The organism is Leucobacter albus (assembly GCF_039528015.1).
GTDB lineage: Bacteria > Actinomycetota > Actinomycetes > Actinomycetales > Microbacteriaceae > Leucobacter > Leucobacter albus.
This window is the reverse complement of record NZ_BAAAKZ010000017.1, coordinates 147606-170881: the sequence shown is the minus strand read 5'-3', so window position 1 is coordinate 170881 and position 23276 is coordinate 147606. Positions and strand designations below refer to the sequence as shown.

The 23276-nt window shown below is 67.1% G+C and carries 19 protein-coding genes; 6 read left to right on the top strand and 13 right to left on the bottom strand.

Annotated elements, in window-relative coordinates:
* Positions 1–52 precede the first annotated feature (52 nt).
* The 3 genes from purN to ABD115_RS15770 all read left to right on the top strand — a co-directional run bounded on the left by purN (position 53) and on the right by ABD115_RS15770 (position 2946).
* Positions 53–724, top strand: a complete 672-nt coding sequence (purN, locus tag ABD115_RS15780; RefSeq protein ID WP_343962637.1) for a phosphoribosylglycinamide formyltransferase — start codon at positions 53–55, stop codon at positions 722–724.
* Positions 725–856: 132 nt separating this feature from the next.
* Positions 857–2524, top strand: coding sequence for a bifunctional phosphoribosylaminoimidazolecarboxamide formyltransferase/IMP cyclohydrolase (gene purH / locus ABD115_RS15775; RefSeq protein WP_343962634.1), 1668 nt, complete (start codon positions 857–859; stop codon positions 2522–2524).
* 68 nt (positions 2525–2592) lie between these two features.
* On the top strand, positions 2593–2946 hold the full coding sequence (locus ABD115_RS15770; protein WP_343962633.1) for a hypothetical protein: 354 nt from the start codon (positions 2593–2595) through the stop codon (positions 2944–2946).
* Between the two features lie 206 nt (positions 2947–3152).
* Here ABD115_RS15770 and ABD115_RS15765 read toward each other — a convergent pair whose 3' ends face one another.
* The 7 genes from ABD115_RS15765 to ABD115_RS15735 all read right to left on the bottom strand — a co-directional run bounded on the left by ABD115_RS15765 (position 3153) and on the right by ABD115_RS15735 (position 11916).
* Positions 3153–3617 (bottom strand): META domain-containing protein, encoded by a 465-nt coding sequence (locus ABD115_RS15765; RefSeq protein ID WP_343962631.1) that lies wholly within the window; start codon positions 3615–3617, stop codon positions 3153–3155.
* A 151-nt stretch (positions 3618–3768) separates the two neighbouring features.
* Positions 3769–4179, bottom strand: a complete 411-nt coding sequence (locus ABD115_RS15760; protein WP_343962628.1) for an META domain-containing protein — start codon at positions 4177–4179, stop codon at positions 3769–3771.
* Between the two features lie 76 nt (positions 4180–4255).
* Positions 4256–4972, bottom strand: coding sequence for an HAAS signaling domain-containing protein (locus ABD115_RS15755; RefSeq protein ID WP_343962626.1), 717 nt, complete (start codon positions 4970–4972; stop codon positions 4256–4258).
* Positions 4969–5322: a PadR family transcriptional regulator gene (locus ABD115_RS15750; protein WP_343962624.1), complete on the bottom strand. Its 354-nt coding sequence runs from the start codon at positions 5320–5322 to the stop codon at positions 4969–4971. Before ABD115_RS15750 ends, ABD115_RS15755 begins: the two co-directional genes overlap by 4 nt.
* Before the next feature lie 198 nt (positions 5323–5520).
* The gene (locus ABD115_RS15745) at positions 5521–7044 is read right to left on the bottom strand and encodes an aldehyde dehydrogenase (NADP(+)) (protein ID WP_343962622.1); all 1524 of its coding nucleotides are present in this window, start codon (positions 7042–7044) and stop codon (positions 5521–5523) included.
* A gap of 105 nt (positions 7045–7149) precedes the next feature.
* On the bottom strand, positions 7150–8172 hold the full coding sequence (locus ABD115_RS15740) for an agmatine deiminase family protein (protein WP_343962620.1): 1023 nt from the start codon (positions 8170–8172) through the stop codon (positions 7150–7152).
* 21 nt (positions 8173–8193) lie between these two features.
* Positions 8194–11916 carry a multifunctional oxoglutarate decarboxylase/oxoglutarate dehydrogenase thiamine pyrophosphate-binding subunit/dihydrolipoyllysine-residue succinyltransferase subunit gene (locus ABD115_RS15735; RefSeq protein ID WP_343962618.1) on the bottom strand — a complete coding sequence of 1241 codons (3723 nt, stop codon included), beginning with the start codon at positions 11914–11916 and terminating at the stop codon, positions 8194–8196.
* A gap of 242 nt (positions 11917–12158) precedes the next feature.
* On the opposite strand from ABD115_RS15735, the gene ABD115_RS15730 reads away from it, so the two are divergent.
* Positions 12159–13502 (top strand): hemolysin family protein, encoded by a 1344-nt coding sequence (locus tag ABD115_RS15730; protein ID WP_343962616.1) that lies wholly within the window; start codon positions 12159–12161, stop codon positions 13500–13502.
* Positions 13499–14548: a hemolysin family protein gene (locus ABD115_RS15725; RefSeq protein ID WP_343962614.1), complete on the top strand. Its 1050-nt coding sequence runs from the start codon at positions 13499–13501 to the stop codon at positions 14546–14548. Before ABD115_RS15730 ends, ABD115_RS15725 begins: the two co-directional genes overlap by 4 nt.
* 112 nt (positions 14549–14660) lie before the next feature.
* On the opposite strand, the gene ABD115_RS15720 is transcribed toward ABD115_RS15725, so the two are convergent.
* From ABD115_RS15720 to ABD115_RS15695, 6 genes are all read right to left on the bottom strand, one after another.
* A complete protein-coding gene (locus ABD115_RS15720) occupies positions 14661–15953 on the bottom strand; it encodes an ABC transporter permease (RefSeq protein ID WP_343962612.1) in 1293 nt (430 codons plus the stop codon).
* The gene (locus tag ABD115_RS15715) at positions 15950–16660 is read right to left on the bottom strand and encodes an ABC transporter ATP-binding protein (RefSeq protein WP_382389513.1); all 711 of its coding nucleotides are present in this window, start codon (positions 16658–16660) and stop codon (positions 15950–15952) included. Before ABD115_RS15715 ends, ABD115_RS15720 begins: the two co-directional genes overlap by 4 nt.
* Before the next feature lie 116 nt (positions 16661–16776).
* On the bottom strand, positions 16777–18357 hold the full coding sequence (locus tag ABD115_RS15710; RefSeq protein WP_343962610.1) for a hypothetical protein: 1581 nt from the start codon (positions 18355–18357) through the stop codon (positions 16777–16779).
* Positions 18358–18360: 3 nt separating this feature from the next.
* On the bottom strand, positions 18361–19398 hold the full coding sequence (locus tag ABD115_RS15705) for a hypothetical protein (RefSeq protein ID WP_343962608.1): 1038 nt from the start codon (positions 19396–19398) through the stop codon (positions 18361–18363).
* A 186-nt stretch (positions 19399–19584) separates the two neighbouring features.
* Entirely contained in the window at positions 19585–20790 is a 1206-nt protein-coding gene (gene metX / locus ABD115_RS15700) for a homoserine O-acetyltransferase MetX (protein ID WP_343962606.1), read from the bottom strand.
* A gap of 169 nt (positions 20791–20959) precedes the next feature.
* The gene (locus tag ABD115_RS15695) at positions 20960–22279 is read right to left on the bottom strand and encodes a bifunctional o-acetylhomoserine/o-acetylserine sulfhydrylase (RefSeq protein ID WP_343962604.1); all 1320 of its coding nucleotides are present in this window, start codon (positions 22277–22279) and stop codon (positions 20960–20962) included.
* Positions 22280–22442: 163 nt separating this feature from the next.
* Between ABD115_RS15695 and ABD115_RS15690 the strand changes: the two genes are divergently transcribed.
* Positions 22443–23264 (top strand): SDR family oxidoreductase, encoded by an 822-nt coding sequence (locus tag ABD115_RS15690; protein WP_343962603.1) that lies wholly within the window; start codon positions 22443–22445, stop codon positions 23262–23264.
* The last annotated feature ends 12 nt before the right edge of the window (positions 23265–23276 follow it).

Here is a 23276-nt window from a genome sequence, read left to right as displayed (position 1 = left end):
GGCGCAGCCGCAACGCGTCAGGGCGCCCAGCGACAGCCGGTAGACTGGCTGAGTGTTGAAACTCGCGGTGCTCATCTCCGGTGGCGGCAGTAATCTGAAGGCGCTCATCGAGGCAACAGCGCACCCCGGTTTCCCGGCCAAGATCGTCTGCGTCGGTGCCGATACCGACGCCGCTGGGCTGGCATACGCAACCGACGCCGGCATTCAAAGTTTCGTCGTGCGGCCGGCAGACCACCCGAACCGCGCAGCATGGGGCACGGCGCTCGCCGCCGCTATTCGCGAGCACGACGTCGACCTCGTCGTGAGCGCCGGGCTCATGCGCATCTTGCCGGCCGGGTTCGTGTCAGAGTTCTCGCCGGGGCTCATTAACACGCACCCGGCGCTGCTGCCACTCTTCCCCGGGGCCCACGCGGTGCGCGACGCGCTCGCGGCCGGGGCCACGGAGACGGGCGTCACCGTGCACATCATCGATGAGGGCGTCGATACCGGCCCCGTGCTGCGCCAGGCCACCGTCGCCGTGCGCGCGGGCGAGACCGAGGCCGAACTGCACGAGCGCATCAAGCAGCAGGAGCGCCCGTTGCTCGTCGACACCGTGCGTGCCATCGCCGACGGGTCGCTCGACCTCGCCGCCGCCGCCAGCACCGCAGCCAGCGACGCAACCAGCACCGCCGCAACCGGCACCGCCGCTAGCGCCCCCGCCACGAAGCCCGCGGCGACGGGGTAGCGCCTCGCCAGCGGGCGGGGGCTCGCCAGCGCCCGCGGATCCGCCACGGCACGCCCCGCACCCCGCTCAGCGCAGACCACCACCAAGAGCTTTCCCAGCACACCCCACACCGAGTAGCACCCAAGGAGCCCCATGGCAGTCCAGAGCCACGACCCGAGTCTGTACGAGCATCGCGACCTCATCGAGGTGAAGCGCGCGCTCATCTCGGTGAGCGACAAGACGAAGCTGCTCGACCTCGCCGCGGCGCTCTCAGCTGCAGGCGTTGAAATCGTGTCGACGGGCTCGACGGCCGCAACGATTCGCGAAGCGGGCCACCCGGTCACCGACGTCGCCGAGGTGACCGGCTTCGCCGAGGCGCTCGACGGCCGCGTGAAGACGCTGCACCCCGCCGTGCACTCGGGCCTGCTCGCCGACCTCAGGCTTGCCGACCACCGCGCGCAGCTGGAGGAGCTCGGCTTCGCGCCGTTCGAGCTCGTCGTCGTGAACCTCTACCCGTTCGAGCAGACCGTTGCGGCTGGCAAGCCTGCCGCCGACATCGTTGAGAACGTCGATATTGGTGGCCCGGCTATGGTGCGCGCGACCGCAAAGAACCACGCGAACGCGGCTATCGTCGTCTCGCCGGGCCGCTACGACGAGGTCATCGCCGCGGTGCAGGCTGGCGGAACGACGCTGCAGCTGCGCCGCTCGCTCGCGACCGACGCGTTCGTGCACACCGCGCAGTACGACGGGGCGGTCGCGAACTGGTTCCTCGATCAGCAGGACGCTGGCTGGGATGACGCCACCGCCGAGCTCACCGCGGGCGACGAGCCAGAGGGTGACGACGTCAGCGCGATCTTCGCGACGAGCGAGGGCTACGTCGGCTACGAGGTCTTCGGGCTGCGCGAATCGGTGCTGCGCTACGGCGAGAACAGCCACCAGCGCGCGGCGCTGTTCAGCGAGAGCGAGGGCGTCGGCATTGCACAGGCGACTCAGCTGCACGGCAAGGAAATGTCGTACAACAACTTCGTCGACGCCGATGCCGCGCTGCGCGCAGCGTTCGACCACGAGCGCCCGGCGGTCGCGATCATCAAGCACGCGAACCCGTGCGGCGTTGCGGTGGCACCCGAGGGCGCGACGGATCCGATTGCCGCTGCCCACGAACTCGCCCACGCGTGCGACCCCGTTTCGGCGTTCGGCGGCGTGATCGCTGCGAACCGCGTCGTCACCGAGGGCATGGCAAAGACCGTTTCTGAGATCTTCACCGAGGTCATCATCGCGCCGGGCTTCGAGCCCGAGGCGCTCGCGATTCTCGCCCAGAAGAAGAACGTGCGCCTGCTCGTGCTGCCCGAGGGCTACGCGCAGAACCCGGTCGAGCTGAAGCAGGTCTCAGGCGGCTTCCTCATTCAAGACACCGACACCCAGTTCACCCCCGCGAGCGAGTGGACGCTCGCAGCGGGCGATGCCGCCGACGCCGAGACGCTCGCCGAGCTCGAGTTTGCGTGGCGCGCCTGCCGCGCGGTGAAGTCGAACGGCATTCTGCTCACGAACGGCGGCGCCTCGGTCGGCGTCGGCATGGGCCAGGTCAACCGCGTCGACTCGTGCCGCCTCGCGGTGTCGCGCGCTGGCGATCGCGCTTCGGGCTCTGTTGCTGCGTCAGACGCCTTCTTCCCGTTCGCCGACGGGCTGCAGGTGCTGCTCGACGCTGGCGTGCGCGCGGTCGTGCAGCCAGGCGGGTCGGTGCGCGACGAAGAGGTCATCGAGGCCGCTCGCGCTGCGGGCGTGACGATGTACTTCACTGGCGAGCGGCACTTCTTCCACTAGGCCCCACAGACGTTCCGGCCTGAGGCCGACACTCACACACAACCGCACTCACTGAAGGGGGAAAGAACATGGAAATCATTCGCAATATCCTGCTGATCCTGCACATCGTTGGCTTTGCTGGCGTCGCCGGTTCGGCGATCGCGCAGCTGCCGAAGGTGAAGGAGGGCGCCGCGAAGATCTCGGGCGGCATTCTGCACAGCTCGTGGCTTATGCTCGCCACCGGCCTCGGCCTCGTTGGCATGATGTACGCTGGCGACGGCGACGGCCCGAACAACGCGAAGATCGGCGTGAAGACGCTCGTGCTCGTCGCGATTATCGTGCTCGCGCTCGTGAACAAGAAGAAGCAGCCCGTTTCGGGCGGCGTGCTCGGCGCGATTCTCGGGCTCTCGGTGCTGAACGTGGCACTCGCGGTCGCCTGGTAGGTCGGGTGGTCGCTCGGGCCGGCGACGTTCGTTCGCGCGGCCTGACGCGGGGCGGGCGGGGTGTGGATCGGCGATCCACACCCCGCCCGCCTGTGAGTGCGGCGCCGGGCATCGTCGGGCAGCCCGCATGTGGCAGTTGTTGTCGCCTGGGCCGCGGCGAAGCGACAACAACTGCCATATTGCGGGGCGATGCCGGAGGCGTGAGGCTACCTGGGCGAGTTGAACTCGGTCTGCTGGAGTGAACCGATCTCAGTGCCGCTGCTGTCGCTGAAGGTGATCGTATCGCCCGCCACGGTTGCGGTAGCGAGCGCCAAGAGCCACGTGTCGACGTCGGCGCAAAACGCCTCTGTCGCCGCTATCTCCACGAACTCAAGGGTGGTGCCCTTCGAACGCCACTGCCCGCTGAGGGTGTTGCAGCCGTCGCTGCCAACGGCCAGGCCCTCTGCGGTGAGGGTCATGGACGGTTCGCCGGGCACGCCTTGCGCTCCCCACGAGGTGTTCTCGACCGCAGGTGCCCCGGAGCCGGGGTTGTCGGTAGCGGCACTATCCCCGCCGACCGCACCGTCAATCGACGGGGCCGAGCTCGCGCAGCCCGCCAGCGCCACCGTCGCTGCGCACACGGTGAGGAGCACACCGATTAGCCGGTTGGAGCGTGTTGACTGCGTGTTCATGACACGAAGTGTATGACATCACCCTTGGAAGCGGGGCGAAATGATGCGCGGCGAACGCTGCTGCGCAGCCGCGTTCATTCGATGGCGTGAAGCCTGTCTGCTCGAGCGAGCCGATCTGCTTGCCCTCTGCTTGCCCTCTGCTTGTTGTATGTTACTCGGGGGCCGTGAACTCAGCCTTTGTCAGCGAGCCAATTTCCTTGCCAGATTCATCGTTAAAGGTGATGGTGTCGCCCTTCGCCACAGCGGTCGCGGCCTGGCTGAGCCAGGTGTCGACGCCCTCGCAGAACATCATCGTCGAGGCGAGCTGGCTGAGCATAACCTTGCCGTCTTTTTCGGTCCACTTGCCGTTGACAATGTTGCAACCATCGGAGCCGTGGGCGCCGCCGTCGGCGGTGAAAGTCATTGCTGGCTCACCCTCGGTGTCGATCTTGCCCCAGGTTGTGTCGGCAACGGAGGGGCTGCCGGCGCACGCCGTGAGCACGAGTGCTGCGGCGCCGAGCAGTGCGGAGGCGGCAAGGCCGCGACGAATTCGGGGGCTGGGTGCGGTGCTCTTGGTGCTCATAGCCTCAGGCTAACCTATCTGCATCCCATCAGCCTAGGAAGAGTTGGTGAATGCCCGTGAACACGCTGAGAACGGGCTAACGTCGGGTGTCGGCCGCCGAACGGCGCCCTCTGAGCCTCGTCAGTAGCCAGACTCCGGTGAGCGGTGCAACCACGATCGCAACGAGAAAGACGGCTGACCAGGCTGAGTCGTAGAAGGCAGGGAGGAGCGGATTCACGGTGGGGTCTACCGGCGCCGGGTCTGCGTAGCGAAGACTCAGTGTAGCGGGGGTCGAGCCCGCTTCTGCGAACACCCTGCCGAGCAGCGACACCAACCAAGCGATGGCAACGGTGATGAACGGGAAGGTTATGGCCCATAGCTTTTCAGAGGTGCGCCACAGCTTGCTCGTACTGACGAGGGCGCAGCCGACCACCCACCCGGCGAACGGAACGACAAGGCCGCCGCCCCCAATGGCGAGGGCAGCGGCGATCGCGTAGCCTCGGGTTTCGGTGAGGGGGAGCGGCTGAGGCGCAACGATCGTTACCTGCGGGGCCGGGGCACTGACAGGCCTGGGCACGAACTCCGCGCCGAGGCTCGCGTCGAGCGCGGCCCTGGCGACAGACTCGGGGGAGCCCAACGCGGCGATGCGCTGCTGAACCGCCGCGAGGTCGAGCCCCGCGAGTTCTTCAGCGACGCCCGCGCGGAGCTCGACAGCGAGGCCGTGGGGCAGCTCGGCGATTGCGTTGTCGAGCTGGGCAAGGTAGCTCGCGCACAGGCTCTCCGCGGTGTGCGGAGTCGGCTGGCTGGTAGTCATCGTGTCTTCCCCTCTTCAATGATCTCGGAAACACTCTGGGTGAAGGGCCGCCACTGTGCGCGAAAGCGCGCGAGGTGCTCTTCGCCGAGCGGAGTGAGCCGATAGTACTTTCGCGTTGGCCCGCCCGGTGCAGACTGCTGCCCCTCGTTCCGCTGCTCGAACGCGACGATGAGCTCGCGGTCGCGCAGCCGCCCGAGCAGTGGGTACAGTGTGCCGATGCTGGCAATGAGATCGCGCTCGGTGAGTGCAGCTGCAAGTTGCCAGCCGTACATGGGTGAGCGGGCGAGCAGACCCAGCACGCAGAACTCGACGACGCCCCGGCGGAGCTGCGTGGTGACGTCATCTAGCATGCGTCACAAGCTATCATGCGGTACAAGGTAGTGTCTAGGGGGCGGGCCCTGGCTGTTGGGCCCCGAAACGGGCGATGCGGCCCACTCCGAAGAGTGAGCCGCATCGATGAAGCGGGTGGCAGGGCGGCGCGCCGCGCGCGGGTGAGCCGGCGAACGCGAACGCACCCCAGTGACGCCTGCGCAGCAGCTCGGCAGGTGCTATCCGCGGTACTGGCTGCCCCAGTCGCCCGACTGACCGGCAGGCGAAATTGCCTGCGGCACGCCCAGCGGGTTCTCGTCGCGCAGCGCCTCTGGCAGGAACGCGGCGGGCACGTTCTGGAACGCGACCGGGCGAAGGAAGCGCTTGATCGCCGAGGTGCCGACCGAGGTGCCCGCGTCGTTGCTCGTCGCGGGCCACGGGCCGCCGTGCTGCTGCGCGGGAGTCACTGCGACGCCGGTCGACCAGCCGTTGAACAGCACGCGGCCGACCTGCTTCGAGAGCGCGGTGACGAGCGCGCGCAGCTCGCCGGCGTTCGCGGTGGTGCCGGTCGCCTCTGCAGCGCCGATGTGGATCGTGCCCGACAGGTTGCCCTCGTAGAACTCGGGCATGAGTGCCGCGAGGTCGGTGCCGGCCGGGGTCTCGACGAGAATCGTGAGTGGGCCGAAGGCCTCTTCGACGAGGCTCTGGTGCCCCGCGCGGAAGTCGGCGAGCGAGACGCTGACAATGGTGGGCGAGGCCCAGCCGTGCCCGGCATCGTCGAAGCGCACGCCGCCGGGAATGACGGCGGTGACGCCAGCGGTGCCGAGAATCGCGTCGCGGCGCTCGTTGAAGCTCTGCGCGATGCGCGGGTCGAGCAGGCGGTGCTCGGGCAGCTCGCTCGCGGCCGCGGCCACTGCGGCGGGGAGGGCGGATCCGGCGGGCACGAAGATGAACCCCGGCTTCGTGCAGAGCTGGCCAGCGGAGCCCGAGACGCTCGTGATGAGGCCCGAAGCGATCTCATCTGCGCGCTCCGCGATGGCGTCGGCGGTGATGAATACGGGGTTCACCGAACCGAGCTCGCCGTAGAACGGAATCGGGGTGGGGCGTGCGGCGGCGATGTCGGTGAGCAGGCGCCCGATGCCGATCGAGCCGGTGAACGAACCGGCCTTCACGCGCGGGTCCTTGAGTACCGCGACGCCCGCCTCGCGGCCGTGGATGAGGTTGAACACGCCCTCGGGGGCGCCGACGGAGCGCAGCGCCTCGCGCGCGACCTCGGCGGTGGCGTCGGAGAGCTCGGGGTGGCCGGAGTGCGCCTTCACGATGACGGGGCAGCCGGCGGCGAGAATCGAGGCGGTGTCGCCGCCGAGCACGGAGAAAGCGAAGGGGAAGTTCGAGGCCGAGAAATTGATGACCGGCCCGAGCGGCACGTGTGTGCGGCGAATGTCGGGGCGCGGGCCGAGCACGAACTCGGGGTCTGCGTAGTCGATGCGGGCATCAAGGTATGAGCCATCCATGACGGTCTCCGAGAACAGGCGCAGCTGCACGGCGGTGCGGGTGACCTCGCCGTTCAGGCGTGCCTCGGTGAGGCCGGTTTCGCGGGCTGCGATCTCGACGAGGCGCGGCTTTGCGGCCTCGAGTGCGTCGCCCAGCGCCACGAGCACGCGGGCGCGCTCGGCCGGGGTGAGCGCCGCGTAGGCCGGGGCGGCTGCTGCCGCGCCGGCGACTACGGCCTCGAGCTCGGGGGTGAGAGTGCTCTCGGTCATCTATCGTTCCTTATCGGTGGGTGGATCGCGACGCGCGCAACGCTGCGCCCCGAACATTATCATGTGACATTGTACAGGTTGGGGGTGGGCGGATCGCCCTTGCGGCTACAGCTTCGGCTGCTGCTGGGTGATGCAGTGAATGCCGCCGCCGCGCGCAAACAGTGGCCGCGCGTCGATCGCGACGACCTCGCGACCAGGGTAGGCCTCGCGCAGCACGCCAGCCGCGCGGTCGTCGGCGGGGTCGCCGAACGCGCACGCGAGCACGCCGCCATTGAGTACGAGGTGGTTGATGTAGCTGTAATCGACGAAGCCCTCGTGATCGCGCAGGGTTTCGGGCGCCGGGAGATCCACAATCTCGAACTGATCTGAACGATCGTCGCGGTAACGCTCCACGACCTCGCGGTTTGCCCGCGCGATCTCGTGGTCGGGGTGCGACTCGGCGTCTTGGCGGTGCATCAGCAGCATGTCTGGCGTGGTGAATGCCGCGAGAATGTCTGCGTGCCCGCGAGTGCCGAAGGTGTCGTGGTCGCGGGTGAGGCCGCGGGGGAGCCAGATCGCGCGATCGGTGCCAATGGTGCGGGCGAGCTCAGCTTCGACCTGCGCCTTCGTCCACCCCGGGTTGCGGCCAGGGTCGAGCTGCACAGTCTCCGTGAGCACCACGCGCCCGGTGCCGTCGACCTGAATGCCGCCGCCCTCGTTCGTCATCTCGGAGTCGACGAGCGTCGCCCCGGCTGCCTCGGCGACGATTTTGCCGATGTGCTGATCTTTGCCCCACTCGGCCCAGTCTTGACCACCCCAGCCGTTGAACCTAAAGTTCACGGCTCCGAGCGAGCCGTCATCGCCGATCACGAAGCTCGGCCCGATGTCGCGCATCCAGGCATCGTTGAGGGGGGCGACGAGGCGATCGATCTGGCCCGAAAGATATCGGGCAGCGATCGCCTCGTCGCCGGGGTTCACGACCACGGTCACATGCTCGAACTCGCTCGCAGCGTTCGCGACTGCGGCCCACGTGGAGCGGGCCTCCTCGACCTCGGTCTCCGTGTCGCCCAGCGTGTAGCCCGAAGTGGGCCAGGCAAGCCAGATTCGCTCCTGCGGCTCGCCCTCGATTGGCATGCGCCATGTGGTCATTCGTGATTCCCCTGTGACTGTTTATTCGAACCGCAGCGCGCGAGCCAGCAGGTCCTCCTGCTCGATCGCGTGCACCTTTGCGGAGCCCGTCGACGGCGCAGCCGATGCCGCGCGTGACACCACACGAATGCGGTCGTTCGCGAGGTGCTTCGCGAGCACGAGCGAGATGAAGGGCCAAGCGCCCTGGTTCTCCGGCTCGTCTTGCACCCACACCAGCTCGGCGTTCGGGTAGGTGGCGATGATGCGCGTGAGGTCAATCACCGGCATCGGGTAGTACTGCTCGACGCGCACGATGGCAACGCGTGAGTCGGGGTTCTTCTGCAGCGAGCCCTCGAGATCGTAGTACACCTTGCCAGAGGTGAGAATGACGCGCTGCACCGCACTGCGATCGGTGACGTTGGGGTCATCGATCACCGGTTGGAACGTGCCGGTCGTGAAATCTTCGACGCTCGAGGTCGCGCCGCGCAGGCGCAGCATCGACTTCGGGGTGAACACGACGAGCGGCTTGCGCGGGCGAGCGTAGGCCTGGCGTCGCAGCAGATGGAAGTAGTTCGCGGGCGTTGACGGGCGCGCCACGATCATATTATCTTCCGCGCACAGCTGCAGGAATCGTTCGATGCGCGCCGACGAGTGGTCGGGGCCCTGGCCCTCGTACCCGTGCGGCAGCAGCATGACGAGCGAGGCCTGCTGACCCCACTTCTGCTCGGCAGCGGCAACGTACTCGTCAATCACGGCCTGCGCGGTGTTCACGAAGTCACCGAACTGGGCTTCCCAGAGCACGAGGGCATCTTCGCGCTGCAGCGAGTAGCCGTACTCGAAGGCGAGTGCCGCATACTCCGAGAGCAGCGAGTCGTAGATCCAGAAGCGTGCCTGGTCGTCAGACAGGTTCAACAGCGGCAGCCACTCCTGGCCGTTCTGCCGGTCATGGAAGACGGCGTGGCGCTGCGTGAACGTGCCGCGGCGTGCGTCTTGCCCGGCGAAGCGCACCGGGGTGCCCTCCATGAGCAGCGAGCCGAGCGCAATCAGTTCGCCAAAACCCCAGTCGATCTCGCCCGAACGGCTCATCTCCTTGCGCTTGGCAAGCAGCTGCTGCAGCTTGCGGTGCACGGTGAACCCCTCGGGCACATTCTCGTGTGCGTCACCGATGCGGTGCACAACCTCTGCCGCAACCGCGGTGTCGAGCGACTCGCCGGTGATCTGGCCGGGCTCCTCGCGCTCGGCGATGCCCGACTGATCGATGACCGGGATAGAACCAGTCTGCGCAGCGTGGGTCTCCATGAACGCCTGCTCGAGGCGGTTCTGGAAATCTTGCTTTGCGGTCTCGTACTGCTCTTGCGTGATGTCACCGCGGCCGACGAGACCCTCGGTGTAGAGCCGACGGGTCGAACGCTTCGCCTCGATGAGGTCGGTCATGAGCGGCTGCGTCATCGACGGGTCGTCGCCCTCGTTGTGCCCGCGGCGGCGGTAGCAAATGAGGTCGATGATGACGTCTTTGTGGAACTTCTGACGGAACTCGTAGGCGAGCTGCGCGACGCGCACAACCGACTCGGGGTCGTCACCGTTCACGTGGAAGATCGGTGCCTGCACCACCTTGCCAACGTCGGAGGAGTAGATGCCCGTGCGCGAATCAGACGGTAGCGTCGTGAAGCCGACCTGGTTGTTGATGATGATGTGCACGGTGCCGCCGGTGCGGTAGCCCCGCAGCTGCGACATCTGCAGGGTCTCGTAGACCACGCCCTGGCCCGCCATCGCGGCGTCGCCGTGAATGAGAATCGGGAGGGTGGTAAACGAGCCGATCGGCTTGAGGTCTTGCTTCGCGCGAACGATGCCCTCGAGCACGCCGTTGACGGTCTCGAGGTGAGAGGGGTTCGCCGCGAGGTGAATCGGCACCTGGGTGCCGTTCGGGGCGGTGAACACCCCGGAGGTGCCGAGGTGGTACTTCACGTCGCCCGAGCCGGTCTTCTGCGCCGTTCCCTCGAACTCACGGAAGATCTGGCCGTAGGTCTTGCCCGCGATGTTCGACAGCACGTTCAGCCGGCCGCGGTGGGCCATGCCGATGTCGACCGAGTCGACGCCGTCTTCGGCCGCGTCGATGAGCATCGCGTCGAGCAGGGGAATGACAGACTCGCCGCCCTCGAGGCTGAAGCGCTTCTGGCCGACGTACTTCGTCTGCAGGAAGGTCTCGAAGGCCTCGGCCTCGTTGAGCTTCTCGAGCACGCGAAGCTGCTCTTCTGAGCTCGGCTTTGCGTAGTCGACCTCGAGCTGGTTGCGCAGCCACAGCCGCTCATCGGGGTCTTGGATGTGCATGTACTCGACGCCGATCTTGCGGCAGTACGTGTCGCGCAGCACGCCGAGAATGTCGCGGAGCTTCATCGTCGGCTTGCCGCCGATGCCACCCGTCACGAACTCGCGGTCGAGATCCCAGAACGTGAGCCCGTGGTTCTCGATCTCGAGGTCGGGGTGGGTGCGCTGCACGTACTCGAGCGGGTCGACGTCGGCCATGAGGTGGCCGCGCACGCGGAACGCGTTGATGAGCTCCTGTACGCGCGCCGACTTGCCGATCGCGCCAGACACGTCGACGTGAATGTCTTTCGCCCACTGAATCGGCTTGTACGGGATGCGCAGGGCCGCGAAGACGTCTTCGTAGAAGTTGTGGCCGCCCGCGAGCAGCTCGTGCACGTACTTCAAGAACTCACCCGAGCCCGCGCCCTGAATGACGCGGTGGTCGTAGGTGCTCGTGAGCGTGATCGTCTTCGAGATGCCGAGGTTCGCGAGGACCTCTTCGGAGGCACCCTGGAACTCGGCTGGGTACTCGAGTGCGCCAGCACCGATGATCGACCCCTGACCGTTCATGAGTCGAGGAACCGAGTGAACCGTGCCGATGCCGCCCGGGTTGGTGAGCGAGATCGTGGTGCCCTGGAAGTCGTTCGCCGTGAGCTTGTTGTCGCGCGAGCGCTTCACGAGGTCTTCGTAGGCGGCGAGGTACTCGTTGAAGTCGAGGGTCTCGGCGTACTTGATCGCCGGCACCATCAGCGAGCGGGTGCCATCTGCCTTCTGCACGTCGACGGCGATGCCGAGCCCGACGTGAGCGGGCACAACGACGCCCGGCTTGCCGTCGACCTCGGTGTAGAAGACGTTCTGCGCCGGGTGGGCCTTGAGCGCCTGAATCAGCGCCCAGCCGATGAGGTGCGTGAACGACACCTTGCCGCCGCGGCTGCGGCGCAGGTGACTGTTGATGACGATGCGGTTATCGATGAGCAGCTTCGCGGGAACCGTGCGCACGCTCGTAGCCGTGGGAACGGTGAGGCTCGCGTCCATGTTCTTCGAGAGCGTGCGAGCCATGCCCTTGAACACCGAGAACTCGTCTTGGGCCTCATCAGCTGCGGGCGCCGCTGCCGAAGGCTTGCGCGGCGCGTCGGCGGGAATGGGGGTGGTGCGCGGCGCGACATTCGTTGTGCGAGCCGGCTGCGTTGCTGGGCCGGTGCTGGGCGCGGCGTGCGCCGCCTGGGCCGGGGGAGTCGCCGCCGCGGGCGGCGGGGCAGTCTGAGCTGCGGCTGCGGGCGCAGCCTGCGCTTGAACTGCTGCCTGCGACGCCGCATACTTCTCGAGCGTTGGCCACCAGGCCGCATCTACCGAGTTCTTGTCGACAATGTACTGTTTGTACATCTCATCGACAAGCCAAGCGTTCGCACCAAAATCTTCTGCGGAACCATCCTGTGAGGTGGTTTCCGAGCGCTCTGCCAAAGCGACTTCCTCTCCCGTGAGTAATGTTGTCTCGTGCAAGAAGTGCCGCTGTATCCGGCGGCGCGATCCGGGATAACGGTTCGCCATCGCACACTGTATAAGCCTACGCCTTTCTTGAGCGCTTGTCGGCATTCTCGCTGATAAAGTAGAGCAATCATGGAAGCAGACCCCCGAAGACCCGCAGACCCCCCGAGTATTTGCCGCGCAATAGCGCGGAACTCCCTATCTGATTCGGTTCTCCAATGAGCGAGTGGCTCCAGCTCACACTCGGAATATTGCTTACGCTCGGCACCGGCGTGTTCGTCGCGGCCGAGTTCTCGCTGGTCGCGCTTGATCGCCAAGATCTCGAGCGGCGGCGCGACGGGGGCGAGCGTGGCCTCGACCGCGTGATTCGCGGGCTATCGCACACCTCGACCCACCTCTCCAGCGCGCAGCTCGGCATCACGCTCACGACGCTGCTTGCCGGCTATCTCTTCGAGCCCGTGATCAGCGGCGCAATCGATGCGCCGCTGCGGGCCCTCGGGCTGCCGGCCGCCTACCACAGCGTGATCAGCGTGCCGCTCGCGGTCGCCATCGCGACGATCTTCTCAATGATCGTCGGCGAGCTCGTGCCGAAGAACTTCGCCATCTCGAAACCGCTCGCGACCGCGAAGGTCGTCATGCCGCTGCAGGCCGGCTTCACCGCGGTGTTTCGGCCAGCGGTAAAGCTGCTCAACGGGAGCGCGAACGGCATTCTGCGGTGGATCGGCATCGAACCCAAGGAGGAGCTGTCTGGCGCCCGCTCTGCGCAAGAGCTCTCCTCGCTCGTGCGCCACTCAGCGAACGCCGGCCTGCTCGAGGCCGACACCGCGACGCTGCTCGACCGCACGCTGCACTTCGCGGAGCTCACCGCCGCAGACGTGATGACCCCGCGGCTGCGCATGGAGAGCATTCAGCGCCTGGAATCGGCGCAGGCCGTGCTCGAGCTTTCTGGCCGTACGGGGTTCTCGCGATTCCCAGTGATCGACGAAGACCGCGACGACGTGGTCGGCGTCGTGCACGTGAAGCAGGCCGTGGCTGTGCCGCGCAACAAGCGAGCCGAGGTGCCCGCTGCCGCGTTGGCCGAGGAGTCGCTGCGCGTGCCCGAGACACTGCGCGTCGATCAGCTGCTCGAGCAGTTGCGCGCATCGGGCTATCAGCTCGCCATCGTCGTCGATGAGTACGGCGGCACGGCCGGGCTCGTGACGCTTGAAGACCTCGTCGAAGAGATCATCGGCGAGGTGTCAGACGAACACGACCGCAGCGCCGCCGGGGTCATCGGCACCGCCAACGAGATGACCTTCCCGGCAGACCTGCGCCCAGACGAGCTGCGCGAGCAGACCGGCATCGAGGTGCCAGAGGCCGACGACTACGACACCATCGCCGGCTACGTGCTGCTGCACCTCGGCCGCATTCCCGAAGCCGGCGACGAGGTGCTGCTGCCAGACGGGGCGACGCTGCGGGTCGAGCGCATGGACGGGCGCCGCATCGCGCGACTGCGCTTTCTCGCCGCGCCTGAATCCGATCGCAGCGGCGAATCGCAGCACGAGACGGGGGAGCGCGCATGAGCGACTGGTTGGGAATTGTCTGGCTCGTGCTGCTGCTCGGCGCGAACGCCTTCTTTGTGGCCGCCGAGTTCGCGGTGATCTCTGCGCGCCGCTCGCAGATCGAGCCCCGCGCAGAGGCGGGCTCGAAGAGCGCGAAGACGGCGCTCTACGCGATGGAGCACGCAACCCTCATGCTGGCGACGTGCCAGCTCGGCATCACGGTGTGTTCACTCGTCATTCTGAATGTGTCTGAGCCCGCGATCCACCACCTGCTCGCGGGCCCGCTCGAGTGGACGGGCATGAGCGTGCAGGTCGCGAGTGTGACCGCGTTCGCGCTGACCCTACTGCTTGTCACGTACCTGCACGTTGTGTTCGGTGAGATGGTGCCGAAGAACGCCGCGTTTACGCTGCCCGATCGGGCTGTGCTGCTGCTCGCGCCGCCGCTCGTTGCGATCTCCCGTCTGCTCGGCCCGCTGATCACGGGGCTGAACGCAATCGCCAACGGCGTGCTGCGCCTCTTCCGCGTCGAACCGAAGTCTGAAACCACGAGCACGTTCACCCTCGAGGAGGTCGCGAGCATCGTCGACCACTCGCGGCGCGAGGGGGTGCTCGAAGATCGCAGCGGTGCGCTCACCGCTGCGTTCGAGTTCACGTCGAAGCGTGCGGGCGACGTGCTCGTGCCGCTCGACAGGCTCGTGGTGCTGCCACCGGGCTCGACGCCAGCCGACGTCGAGGCGGCGGTCGCACGCCACGGCTTCTCGCGCTACCCCATCGTCGATGAGGCGGGCGCGCTCGTCGGGTACGCGCACATTAAAGATCTCGTGCGAATTAGCGAGCGGTGGATCGACGAGCCCATTCCGCCAAAGCGCGTGCGCGCGATGGTCACGATGCGCGTGGATTCGGAGCTCGAGGACGTGCTATCGCAGATGCAGCGGCGGGGCATTCACATGGCCAGGATCGTTGACGCGGCTGGCACAGAACTCGGCGCCGTGTTCCTCGAAGACGTCATCGAGGAGCTCGTCGGCGAGATTCAAGACGCGACCAGGCGCCAGCGCTACGAGGGGTAGCGGTCGGGCCGCTGCGACGCGGCCTTGACCCCTGCACTTGCCTCCGAGATCGCCCCCCTGTTGCCGGTGGGAGCTAGGGGGTCTCGGAGGTAAGTGCAGGGTTGGGCGGGCGCTAGGCGTCGCGGAGCGCGTCGACCGGCTCGATGCGTGCCGCCTTGAGGGCCGGGTACGACCCGGCCGCGAGGCCGACGAGCGCGCCAACCGCGACGCCGAGCGGTGCGGCCCACGGCGCGAGCACGGGTGTCCACTGCTGCACGAGACACACGCCGATGAGCGCGAACAGGCCGACGACCACCCCCATGAGCCCGCCGAGCACGCCCGTGGTCACCGACTCGATCATGAACTGGCGGGCGATGTCGCGGGTGCGGGCCCCGAGCGCGCGGCGCAACCCGATCTCACCGCGGCGCTCGCTCACCGACATGAGCGTGACGCTCGCGATGCCGATGCCGCCGCCGATGAGCGCGACGATGCCGATCGCGAGAAACAGTACGTTGACGTCTGACTCGACGCCCTCGCGCAGCGCGTTTGCGTTCGACGGCGCGGCGACCTTGAATGCGTCGGGCGCGTTCGGATCGAGCGCGATCGGGGCCTGGCGGGCGACGACTTCTCCCGCTCCAACATCGATGCGAATGTCGAGGCTGTTCGGCGCGGTAAGGCCGAGCTCGCCGCGCGCGGTGCTCACCGGAACGATCACTGAGTCGAGCAGCGACTTGCGAGTGCCGACGCTGTCGAGAATGCCGATGACTGTGTACGCCCGATCCTCAATAAAGATCGCCGGCTGCCCGGTCACGCGGTTCACCCCGAGCCGCTCTGCCGCTTCCTTACCGAGCACCACGACGCGATCGTGTCGTTCGTCGTGGCCGGCATCAAAGAATCGACCCGAACCGATCTTGCCGTTCACGGTATCGAGCAGCTCGGGTGAGGCCGCGACGACGGGCGGGGGCGACTTCGCGGCCGCCGACGGGTCGTTGACCTGCACGGTCTCGACCTTTGTGACGCTCTCGACCTTCGCGTAGAGCGCTGCGTGCTCGACGCCGGCGAGATCGCGCACGCGCTCGACCGCGTCCCACGGCACCTTCGACGTCGCTCGTTCCTTCCCGCCTGCCGCCTTCGCGGAGCCGGGCTCGACGGTCACGCGCGTGGCAGCGAGCGCGTCGAATTGCTGCGCGATCTGACCGCCGGCGGTCTGCGCGAAGCCGATCGTCGCGACGAGGGAGGCGATGCCGAGCACTGTGCCGGCGAGGGTGATGAGCAGGCGCGAAGGCCGTGCGCCAACGCCCTCGAGCGACTCCCGAAAGAGGGTGCGCCACGAGATCGTCTTTGGCGCAGGGCCGCCGCCCCTCACCTTGGCGCCGCGGGAGAGCTTCGAAGCCACGCTGGCGAAGAACTTCGAGAGCGACTTCATTCGATCACCGTGAGCTCTCCGTCATTGATGCGAACACGCCGCCCTGCGGCCCGAGCGACTGCCTCGTCGTGGGTGATCATCACGATGGTGAGCCCGTCGGCCGACAGCTCGTCAAAGAGCCCCATGATCGATTGCGAGTTTGCGCGGTCGAGGTTGCCGGTCGGCTCGTCGGCGAGGAGCAGGCGGGGCGACGTGCACACTGCGCGGGCGATCGCGACGCGCTGGCGCTCGCCGCCCGATAGCGTGTTGGGCGTTGAGTCAATGCGGTGGCTGAGCCCCACGCGGTTCAGCGCGGTGCGCGCGAGAGGCTCGCGCTCCTCGCTGCTGAGCCCGGCGTAGATGCCAGCAAGCATCACGTTCTCAAGCACCGTGCGGGTTGGCATGAGGTGAAACGACTGGAAGACAAAGCCTATTGCCCGCGACCGCAGCCCGGCCCGCTCGTCTTCGCTCAGGCCTGCCATGTCGATGCCCTCGAAAAGAAACGTTCCCGTGCTCGGGCGATCGAGCAGGCCGAGCGTGTTGAGCATCGTAGACTTGCCCGACCCCGAGGGGCCGATGATCGCGAGATAGTCGCCCCGTTCGACCGTGAGGTCGACGCCGCGCAGCGCATTCACGGGCGGTGGGCCCGGGAAGAACCGGGTCACGCCCGTGAGCTCGGCAATCGGGCCAGCGAAATCGGGGTTGCCGATGTCGGCGGTTTGCGCCACAGCCGGCGCCGGCGCGTCGCCCGCGCGCGCGGCATCTGCCTGCCCTGCCGAGCCGGCTGTCGCCTCGGCCGCCGCTTCGGGCGGTTCGACCTCGCGAAAGAGCTCGTCGACGGTGCTCACCTGCCGACCACGACCTTCGCGCCTGCGACGATGCGATCGTCGCTGCTCGAGATCTCAACGAAGCCGTCGGCCGCGAGGCCCGCCTCGACGGGAACAATCTCGGTTTGTGCGTTGTGACCATCGCGAACATCGATCATGAGTTCGACGCGATCCTCACCACCGCTACCCGCAGAGAGCGCGGCGATAGGCACGGCGATGACCTCTCCGTCGGTAGATGCCACGGGAATGCGCAGCCGAACATTCGTGCCGCGCAGCGCCTCGATCTGCTCGCTTGTCAGCTCGACGGGCTCGAGCGCAACGGTGTAGCGGCTGGCGCCGCCCTCACCCTGCTTGTCGTCGCCCCCGCCCGAGCCCTTCGGGGCGGTGATGCTCTTCACTGTCGCCGTGAGCTCCTCGCCGTCGGGTCCGGCGAACTGGGCTGTCAGCCCCTCAGAGAGTAGGTCTGCGTCTTGCTTGGAGACGGTGCCGGTGATCGACAGCGTCGCCCCCGAAACACTCATTGGCGAGCCCGAGAGCACGTCGCCGCGCTTCACCGAGACTTCGTCGACCCTGCGGGGCAGGCCGGAGAGGAACAGCGCTTCGCCGGCCGGCAGCGTCGGGAGCACGGCGGCCTGGGCCTCTCCGAGCGACTCCTGCGCGTCGTTGAGCGCCTGCCACGCAGCGTTCAGGGAGGCCTGCTCAGTAGCCGTGTTCGGGGCCTCGCCGGCGCGAGCTGCGTCGAGCGCGGCCTGGGCCTGGGCGACTCCAACGTTCGCGTCGCGCACCCCTCGCTCGGCGAGTCGCAGCTGGTCGCGGCTCTCCTCGCCGCCGGTCGGAGCGGAGTAGCCGAGCTGCTCGTAGAGCGCGCCTAGGCCCGCGGCAGTGTCCCAGTCGAACGTGTCGGTGTTGAGGTCTCCGCTCGCGTAGCCGAGGGCCGAGAGCGCCTGCTTGAGCTGCGTGACATCGGGGCCGCGCATGCCAATGCTCAGGCTGCGGTATGCGGGCAACTCGCCGGGCAGCACGATGACGGGGCGCCCTGCAACCTCGAGCGCGACGTTGCCAGCGTTGAACACCGTGCCAACGGCCGGCACCTGGCCGGTGATCACGGCGCGAGATTCCCCGCCCGCTGCGTCGATGGCCACCGCGACTGAGTCTGCGTAGCCGACCTCGCCGCGAAGCACGACGGTGTTTTCGATCACACGATTCTCAACGGGAGCGGTGACGGGGCCGGGCTCGGGTGCCGCCGAGCGGGCGGCGAGGGTCGCTGGTGAGACGATGAACTGCATCACCACGATGCCGAGTAGGAGCGACGCGACGGCGACTCCGGCGATGAGAGCGACGAGCCGCTTACCCGTCCAAGGCTTTCGCTGCTTTGCCGGGCGATCCGTTTCGCCAAGCTCCGAGCCGCCGGCGGCTTCCACTGAACCAGGGGAGTCAGCGACGTCGCCGTCACCAAGCCCATCGGTGCCCGGGCTGGCTGCGCCGGCTGGCTGCGCCGCCGCTATCGCCTCGCCGTCGATGACCTCGGTCGCTGCATCTGCGTCGGTGGGCGCGGCAATCTGAGCGTCGCCCTCCCGGCGACGCCGCTTGAACGCCACGGGTTACTTCTCCTCGGTCTTGGAACCCGAAGATACCTGGTACTTCGCGACCATCGCGTCGAGCTGAGCCTTGTTCTCGTCGACGAATGCCTGCTCAACGGCGTGCATGATCTTCGTCGACTTCTTCACGTAGTCGACCTTTTCCTTACACGAGAAGTCGGCGGTCGCGATCTCGATTTCCTTCTTCTTCAGGGCGTCGAGGTCTGCCTTCTTAGGCTCTTTTGGTTCCTCGCCGTCGGCGAGGTCGTCGTAATTGTAGAGCGCGTTCTGCTCGTCCATAATCGACATTTGGGCATCGTCGGCGGTCTTGAAATCGGGGTACCCCGCGTCGGCCATGCACGCCGCCCACTCACTGTTGAGCTGCTGCATGTCGTCGTTGTCTTCCATGTTCCAGACGTTGTTGATGCCCTCGAACAGATCGACAAACTCCGGGTCCTCGGAGGCCGCTTGGTAGCCGTCAGTGCCCGCGTTCACCTCAGTGTAAGCGGCACCCCAGCACCCCATATCAGCCATATTGGGGGAGTAGCCGCCCTCCTCCTCCATCGCCGCGTACTCTTCCTCGGTTGGGGTTGGTCCATTGAGAGTTTCGTAGAAAGCCTCGCGTTCCGATTCGCTGAGTGAGTTGACGTACTCCTCGTTGGGGTCGAAGTAGGCATCGGGGCTTTCTTCGATCTGCGACATCGCAGGGTTGTCAGAGAAACCATAGCCGTACTGCTCAGCGAACTCTTTGCTGCCCCACTCCGGCCCGTCGTCGTCGCCGGTCGAGACCATTCCGCCCATGCTCTGCACGTTGGGCTTGTATTCGAAGCCCTCCTTCTGCATGCAGGCGGCGATGAGGTCTTCAGTCTTGACCTGTTGCTCCTGCATCTTCTCTTCCGTCCACTCCTCGCCGTCCCACAGCGTGGAGAGATACTTTGAGAGCGGGCCCTCTTCAGGCTCGGCAGCGGCGCCGTTGTTCGAAGAGCAGCCGGAAAGCGTCAGCGCAAGCGCCGCGGCGATGGCGGTAGCTGACAGGAACGTCTTGGGGGCTCTGCGGAGCATGAAGAAACCTCATTCATGAGAAAGGGAAGCCGGGGTGAATTTGAAAGTTAGCACACAAAGGATGCCGTACTGGCTTCATTGAGCGGTTTGTCAGGCAGTCGGGGCCGAGCTGTTACGAATCCATGGCCAACCGGTATCGGGGAGCGAGCGCGAGCCTCGATACGCAGCTCGCACAGCTCACGCAGCTCACACCGCGAGCAGCCGCGTGAGCTGCGCGCCAACGAGCTCGAACTCGATGAGGAAGGAGTCGTGGCCGTAGGGCGAGTCGATGCGTACGGCCTCCGTGCCGTCGAGGCTGCCCGGCGTGTGCCGGGCGATCTCGTCTTGGCCCTCGATCGTAAACAGCCTGTCGCTCGGAATGCCGAGCACGAGCGTCGGCAACTCGAGCGTCTGCAGCGCGGCACGCACGCCCCCGCGCCCCCGGCCAACGTCGTGCGAGTTCATTGCCTGCACGAGCGTGACATAGCTGTTCGCGTCGAAGCGCCTCGTGAACTTGTTCCCGTGGAAATCGAGGTACGACTCGACCGCGAACCGACCGCCACCGCCCAGTGGGCTCACGGCAGACTGCCAGGAGCGGCCGAAGCGATCGTCGAGCTCGGTGTTGCTGCGGTAGTTCAATAGCGCGAGCCTGCGCGCGGTCGCGAGACCGTGATGGGGGCCGATGCCGTCGGGGGCGTCGTAGTAATCGCCGCCGTGGTACGACGGGTCTGAGCGGATAGCCTCGAGTTGCACAAGGTTCAGCCCGATCTGGTCGGCGGTCGTCACCGGGGGAGCGGCGATGACCGCGAGTCTTGCGGTGCGCTCCGGGTTCGCTATGCCCCACTCGAGAGCGTGCATGCCGCCCATTGAGCCACCGATGACGGCGGCGAAGCGATCCACACCGATCGCGTCAGCGAAGCGCGTCGCGGCCGCGACCTGATCGCGGATGGTGAGGTAGGGGAAACGGCCGCCCCACTCCCGGTGGTCGGGAGCCAGCGAACCAGGGCCCGTCGAGCCCTGGCAGCCGCCGAGCACGTTGGGGGCGATGATGCAGTACCTGTCGGTGTCGAGCGGCCTGCCGGGGCCGACGATCTCGCTCCACCAACCGTCGGTCGGGTGCCCGGCCGACGCCGGCCCGAGAAGATGGCTGTCGCCGGTGAGCGCGTGGAAGACGAGAATCGCGTTGTCGCGTGCCGCGTTCAACTCGCCGAACGTCTCGTAGGCGATGCGCACGTGCGGCAGCTCCTCGCCGGCCTCGGTGGCGAGGGCGCCGATTGAGACAAATTCCCGGTTTCCGACGGGGTCGCCGTCGCGCCAACCGCCCGAGATCGGCGGCCGACCCATGAGCGCGCGCAGCTGCGCGTCGGTGATGAAATCGGTCGGGAACGAATCCTCGGGAGTCTGCCAATCCATAACTCCCTATTCTGGCCTGCTTCCGCCCGCGGCGCGCGAATGTTACGGCCGCGTGTAGCCTCGGCACGCTTCGCGCGAGGGGTGGCAGGCGTGGCGGATCCCGAACACACGACGAAGGCGCCGCCCGCCCGGAACCCCGAGCGAGCGACGCCTCACACCGAAGAACCGGTTACGCCGCCGCAGCGACCACTGCCCGGGCCGCGGCAAAACCAACCTCAAGATCGGCCTTGATGTCGTCGATGTGCTCGAGCCCGATCGAGAGCCGCACGAGGCCAGGCGTCACGCCGCCAGAGAGCTGCTGCTCGGGGGTGAGCTGCGAGTGCGTCGTCGAGGCCGGGTGAATGACGAGCGAGCGCACATCGCCGATGTTCGCGACGTGGCTGAACAGCTCGAGGCTGTTCACGAAGGCCTTACCGGCCTCGACCCCGCCCTTGAGCTCGAACGACAGCACCGCGCCCACGCCCTTGGGCGCGTACTTGTTCGCTGCGGCGTAGCTCGGGTCGGTCGGTAGACCGGCGTAGTAGACCGTCGCGACATCGCTGTGAGCGTCGAGCCACTCGGCGACATTCTGTGCGTTCTGCGTGTGGCGCTCCATGCGCAGCGACAGCGTCTCGACGCCCTGCAGCAGCTGCCAGGCGCTCTGCGGCGCGATCGCCGAACCCAGGTCGCGCAGCAGCTGCACGCGCGCCTTGATGACGTAGGCGATGGCGTCACCGACCGCGCCCGTGTAGCTCACGCCGTTGTACGAGGGGTCGGGCTCAGTGAGACCGGGGAACTTGTCGACGTGCTCCGACCACGGGAACGATCCGCCGTCGACGATCGCGCCGCCGAGCGTGGTGCCGTGCCCGCCGAGGAACTTCGTCACCGAGTGCAGCACGATGTCAGCGCCGTGCTCGAGCGGGCGAATGAGGAACGGGCTCGCGACCGTGTTATCGACGATGAGCGGCAGGTGGTTCTCGTGCGCGACGTCGGCGACCGCGCGAATGTCGAGGATCTTCGTGCGCGGGTTCGCGATCGACTCGGCGAAGAACAGCTTCGTGTTCGGGCGAACGGCGCGCTGCCACTCGGCCGGGTCATCCTGGTTCTCGACGAACGTGACCTCGATGCCGAGCTTCGCCAGCGAATACTTGAAGAGGTTGTAGGTGCCGCCGTAAATCGCGGCAGACGACACGATGTGATCGCCCGAGTTCGCAATATTCAGCACTGCGAAGGTCGAAGCGGCCTGGCCGCTTGAGAGTAGGAGCGCAGCGGTGCCACCCTCGAGAGCTGCGATGCGGTCTTCAGCGACGGCCTGCGTCGGGTTCGTGATGCGGGTGTAGATCGGGCCGAACTCGGCGAGGGCGAACCGGTTCGCTGCCTGCTCGGTGCTATCGAAGACGAACGCGGTCGTCTGGTGAATCGGCAGCGCGCGCGAACCCGTCGTTGGGTCGGGCTCCTGGCCCGCGTGAATCTGCTTGGTCTCAAAACCCCATGCGGTCTTGTCGGTCATCGTGTGCTCCCCAGAGTTCGGTGTGGTGTTATATCGAGAGTATGGAAGGCGGGGCCCTTCGCGCAATCGGGGGCGACACGAACCGTAATGTTGCGCGTTAGGCTCGTGTGTATGGCGGCGCCTGCCTTGCGGCGGCGGCACAACGACAGATGGAGGCGTGGCGATGGCGAAGCGAGTAGTCGTAACTGGAGCAAGCTCAGGAATCGGCGCGGCAACCGTGCGCAGGTTTGCCGAACTTGGCTGGGACACGGTCGCCGTCGCCAGGCGCGAAGACAGGTTGCGCGCGCTCGCCGCAGAGACCGGCGCCCACACGATCGTGTGCGACGTCACCGACGAGGCCGCCGTTGCGCGGATGGCCGACGAAGTGCGTGTCACCGGGGGAGCCTCTGGCCTCGTGAACAATGCGGGTGGCGCACTCGGCACCGAGTCAGTCGAGACCGGGCTGAACGACGACTGGCGGCGCATGTTCGAGGTGAACGTGATCGGGCTGCGAAACGTCACCGCCGCGCTTTTGCCCGTGCTGCGCGAGGCGACGCTCGTTGCGCCGGCCCCCGGTGCGGGGCTCGAGGGCATCGACGCGGGCCACGGGTGGGCCTCGATCTTGAACCTCACCTCCACCGCGGGGCTGAACTCGTACCCGGGCGGCGCAGGCTACAACGCCGCCAAATACGCCGCTCACGCCGTCACCGAGGTGCTCAGGCTCGAGCTCGCCGGCGAGCCGATCAGGGTGATGGAGCTCGCGCCGGGCCTCGTGCACACCGAGGAGTTCACGTTGAACCGGCTGCGCGGCGACGCCGCCGCCGCCGAAACGCCCTACGCAAACGTCACCCCGCTCACGGCCGACGACGTGGCTCGCGTGCTCGTCGGCGCCTTCGAACAGCCGCCGCACGTGAACCAAGACCTCATCGTGCTGCGCCCCGTCGCGCAGTCGAGCGTGTTCCATACGCACCGTGGCCCGCTCGCCGCGAAGCCGCAGCAGCCCTAGCCGCCCCGGAGT

Bases quoted from the DNA above. Each gene is read 5' to 3' on its own strand.
- ABD115_RS15730 (WP_343962616.1), top strand. From the start codon at position 12,159: ATGAGCGAGTGGCTCCAGCTCACACTCGGAATATTGCTTACGCTCGGC.
- ABD115_RS15760 (WP_343962628.1), bottom strand. From the start codon at position 4,179: ATGAGCACCAAGAGCACCGCACCCAGCCCCCGAATTCGTCGCGGCCTT.
- ABD115_RS15690 (WP_343962603.1), top strand. From the start codon at position 22,443: ATGGCGAAGCGAGTAGTCGTAACTGGAGCAAGCTCAGGAATCGGCGCG.
- ABD115_RS15770 (WP_343962633.1), top strand. From the start codon at position 2,593: ATGGAAATCATTCGCAATATCCTGCTGATCCTGCACATCGTTGGCTTT.
- ABD115_RS15725 (WP_343962614.1), top strand. From the start codon at position 13,499: ATGAGCGACTGGTTGGGAATTGTCTGGCTCGTGCTGCTGCTCGGCGCG.
- ABD115_RS15765 (WP_343962631.1), bottom strand. From the start codon at position 3,617: ATGAACACGCAGTCAACACGCTCCAACCGGCTAATCGGTGTGCTCCTC.
- ABD115_RS15740 (WP_343962620.1), bottom strand. From the start codon at position 8,172: ATGACCACATGGCGCATGCCAATCGAGGGCGAGCCGCAGGAGCGAATC.
- ABD115_RS15750 (WP_343962624.1), bottom strand. From the start codon at position 5,322: ATGCTAGATGACGTCACCACGCAGCTCCGCCGGGGCGTCGTCGAGTTC.
- metX (WP_343962606.1), bottom strand. From the start codon at position 20,790: ATGGATTGGCAGACTCCCGAGGATTCGTTCCCGACCGATTTCATCACC.
- purH (WP_343962634.1), top strand. From the start codon at position 857: ATGGCAGTCCAGAGCCACGACCCGAGTCTGTACGAGCATCGCGACCTC.
- ABD115_RS15720 (WP_343962612.1), bottom strand. From the start codon at position 15,953: ATGAAGTCGCTCTCGAAGTTCTTCGCCAGCGTGGCTTCGAAGCTCTCC.
- ABD115_RS15755 (WP_343962626.1), bottom strand. From the start codon at position 4,972: ATGACTACCAGCCAGCCGACTCCGCACACCGCGGAGAGCCTGTGCGCG.
- ABD115_RS15705 (WP_343962608.1), bottom strand. From the start codon at position 19,398: ATGCTCCGCAGAGCCCCCAAGACGTTCCTGTCAGCTACCGCCATCGCC.
- ABD115_RS15695 (WP_343962604.1), bottom strand. From the start codon at position 22,279: ATGACCGACAAGACCGCATGGGGTTTTGAGACCAAGCAGATTCACGCG.
- ABD115_RS15745 (WP_343962622.1), bottom strand. From the start codon at position 7,044: ATGACCGAGAGCACTCTCACCCCCGAGCTCGAGGCCGTAGTCGCCGGC.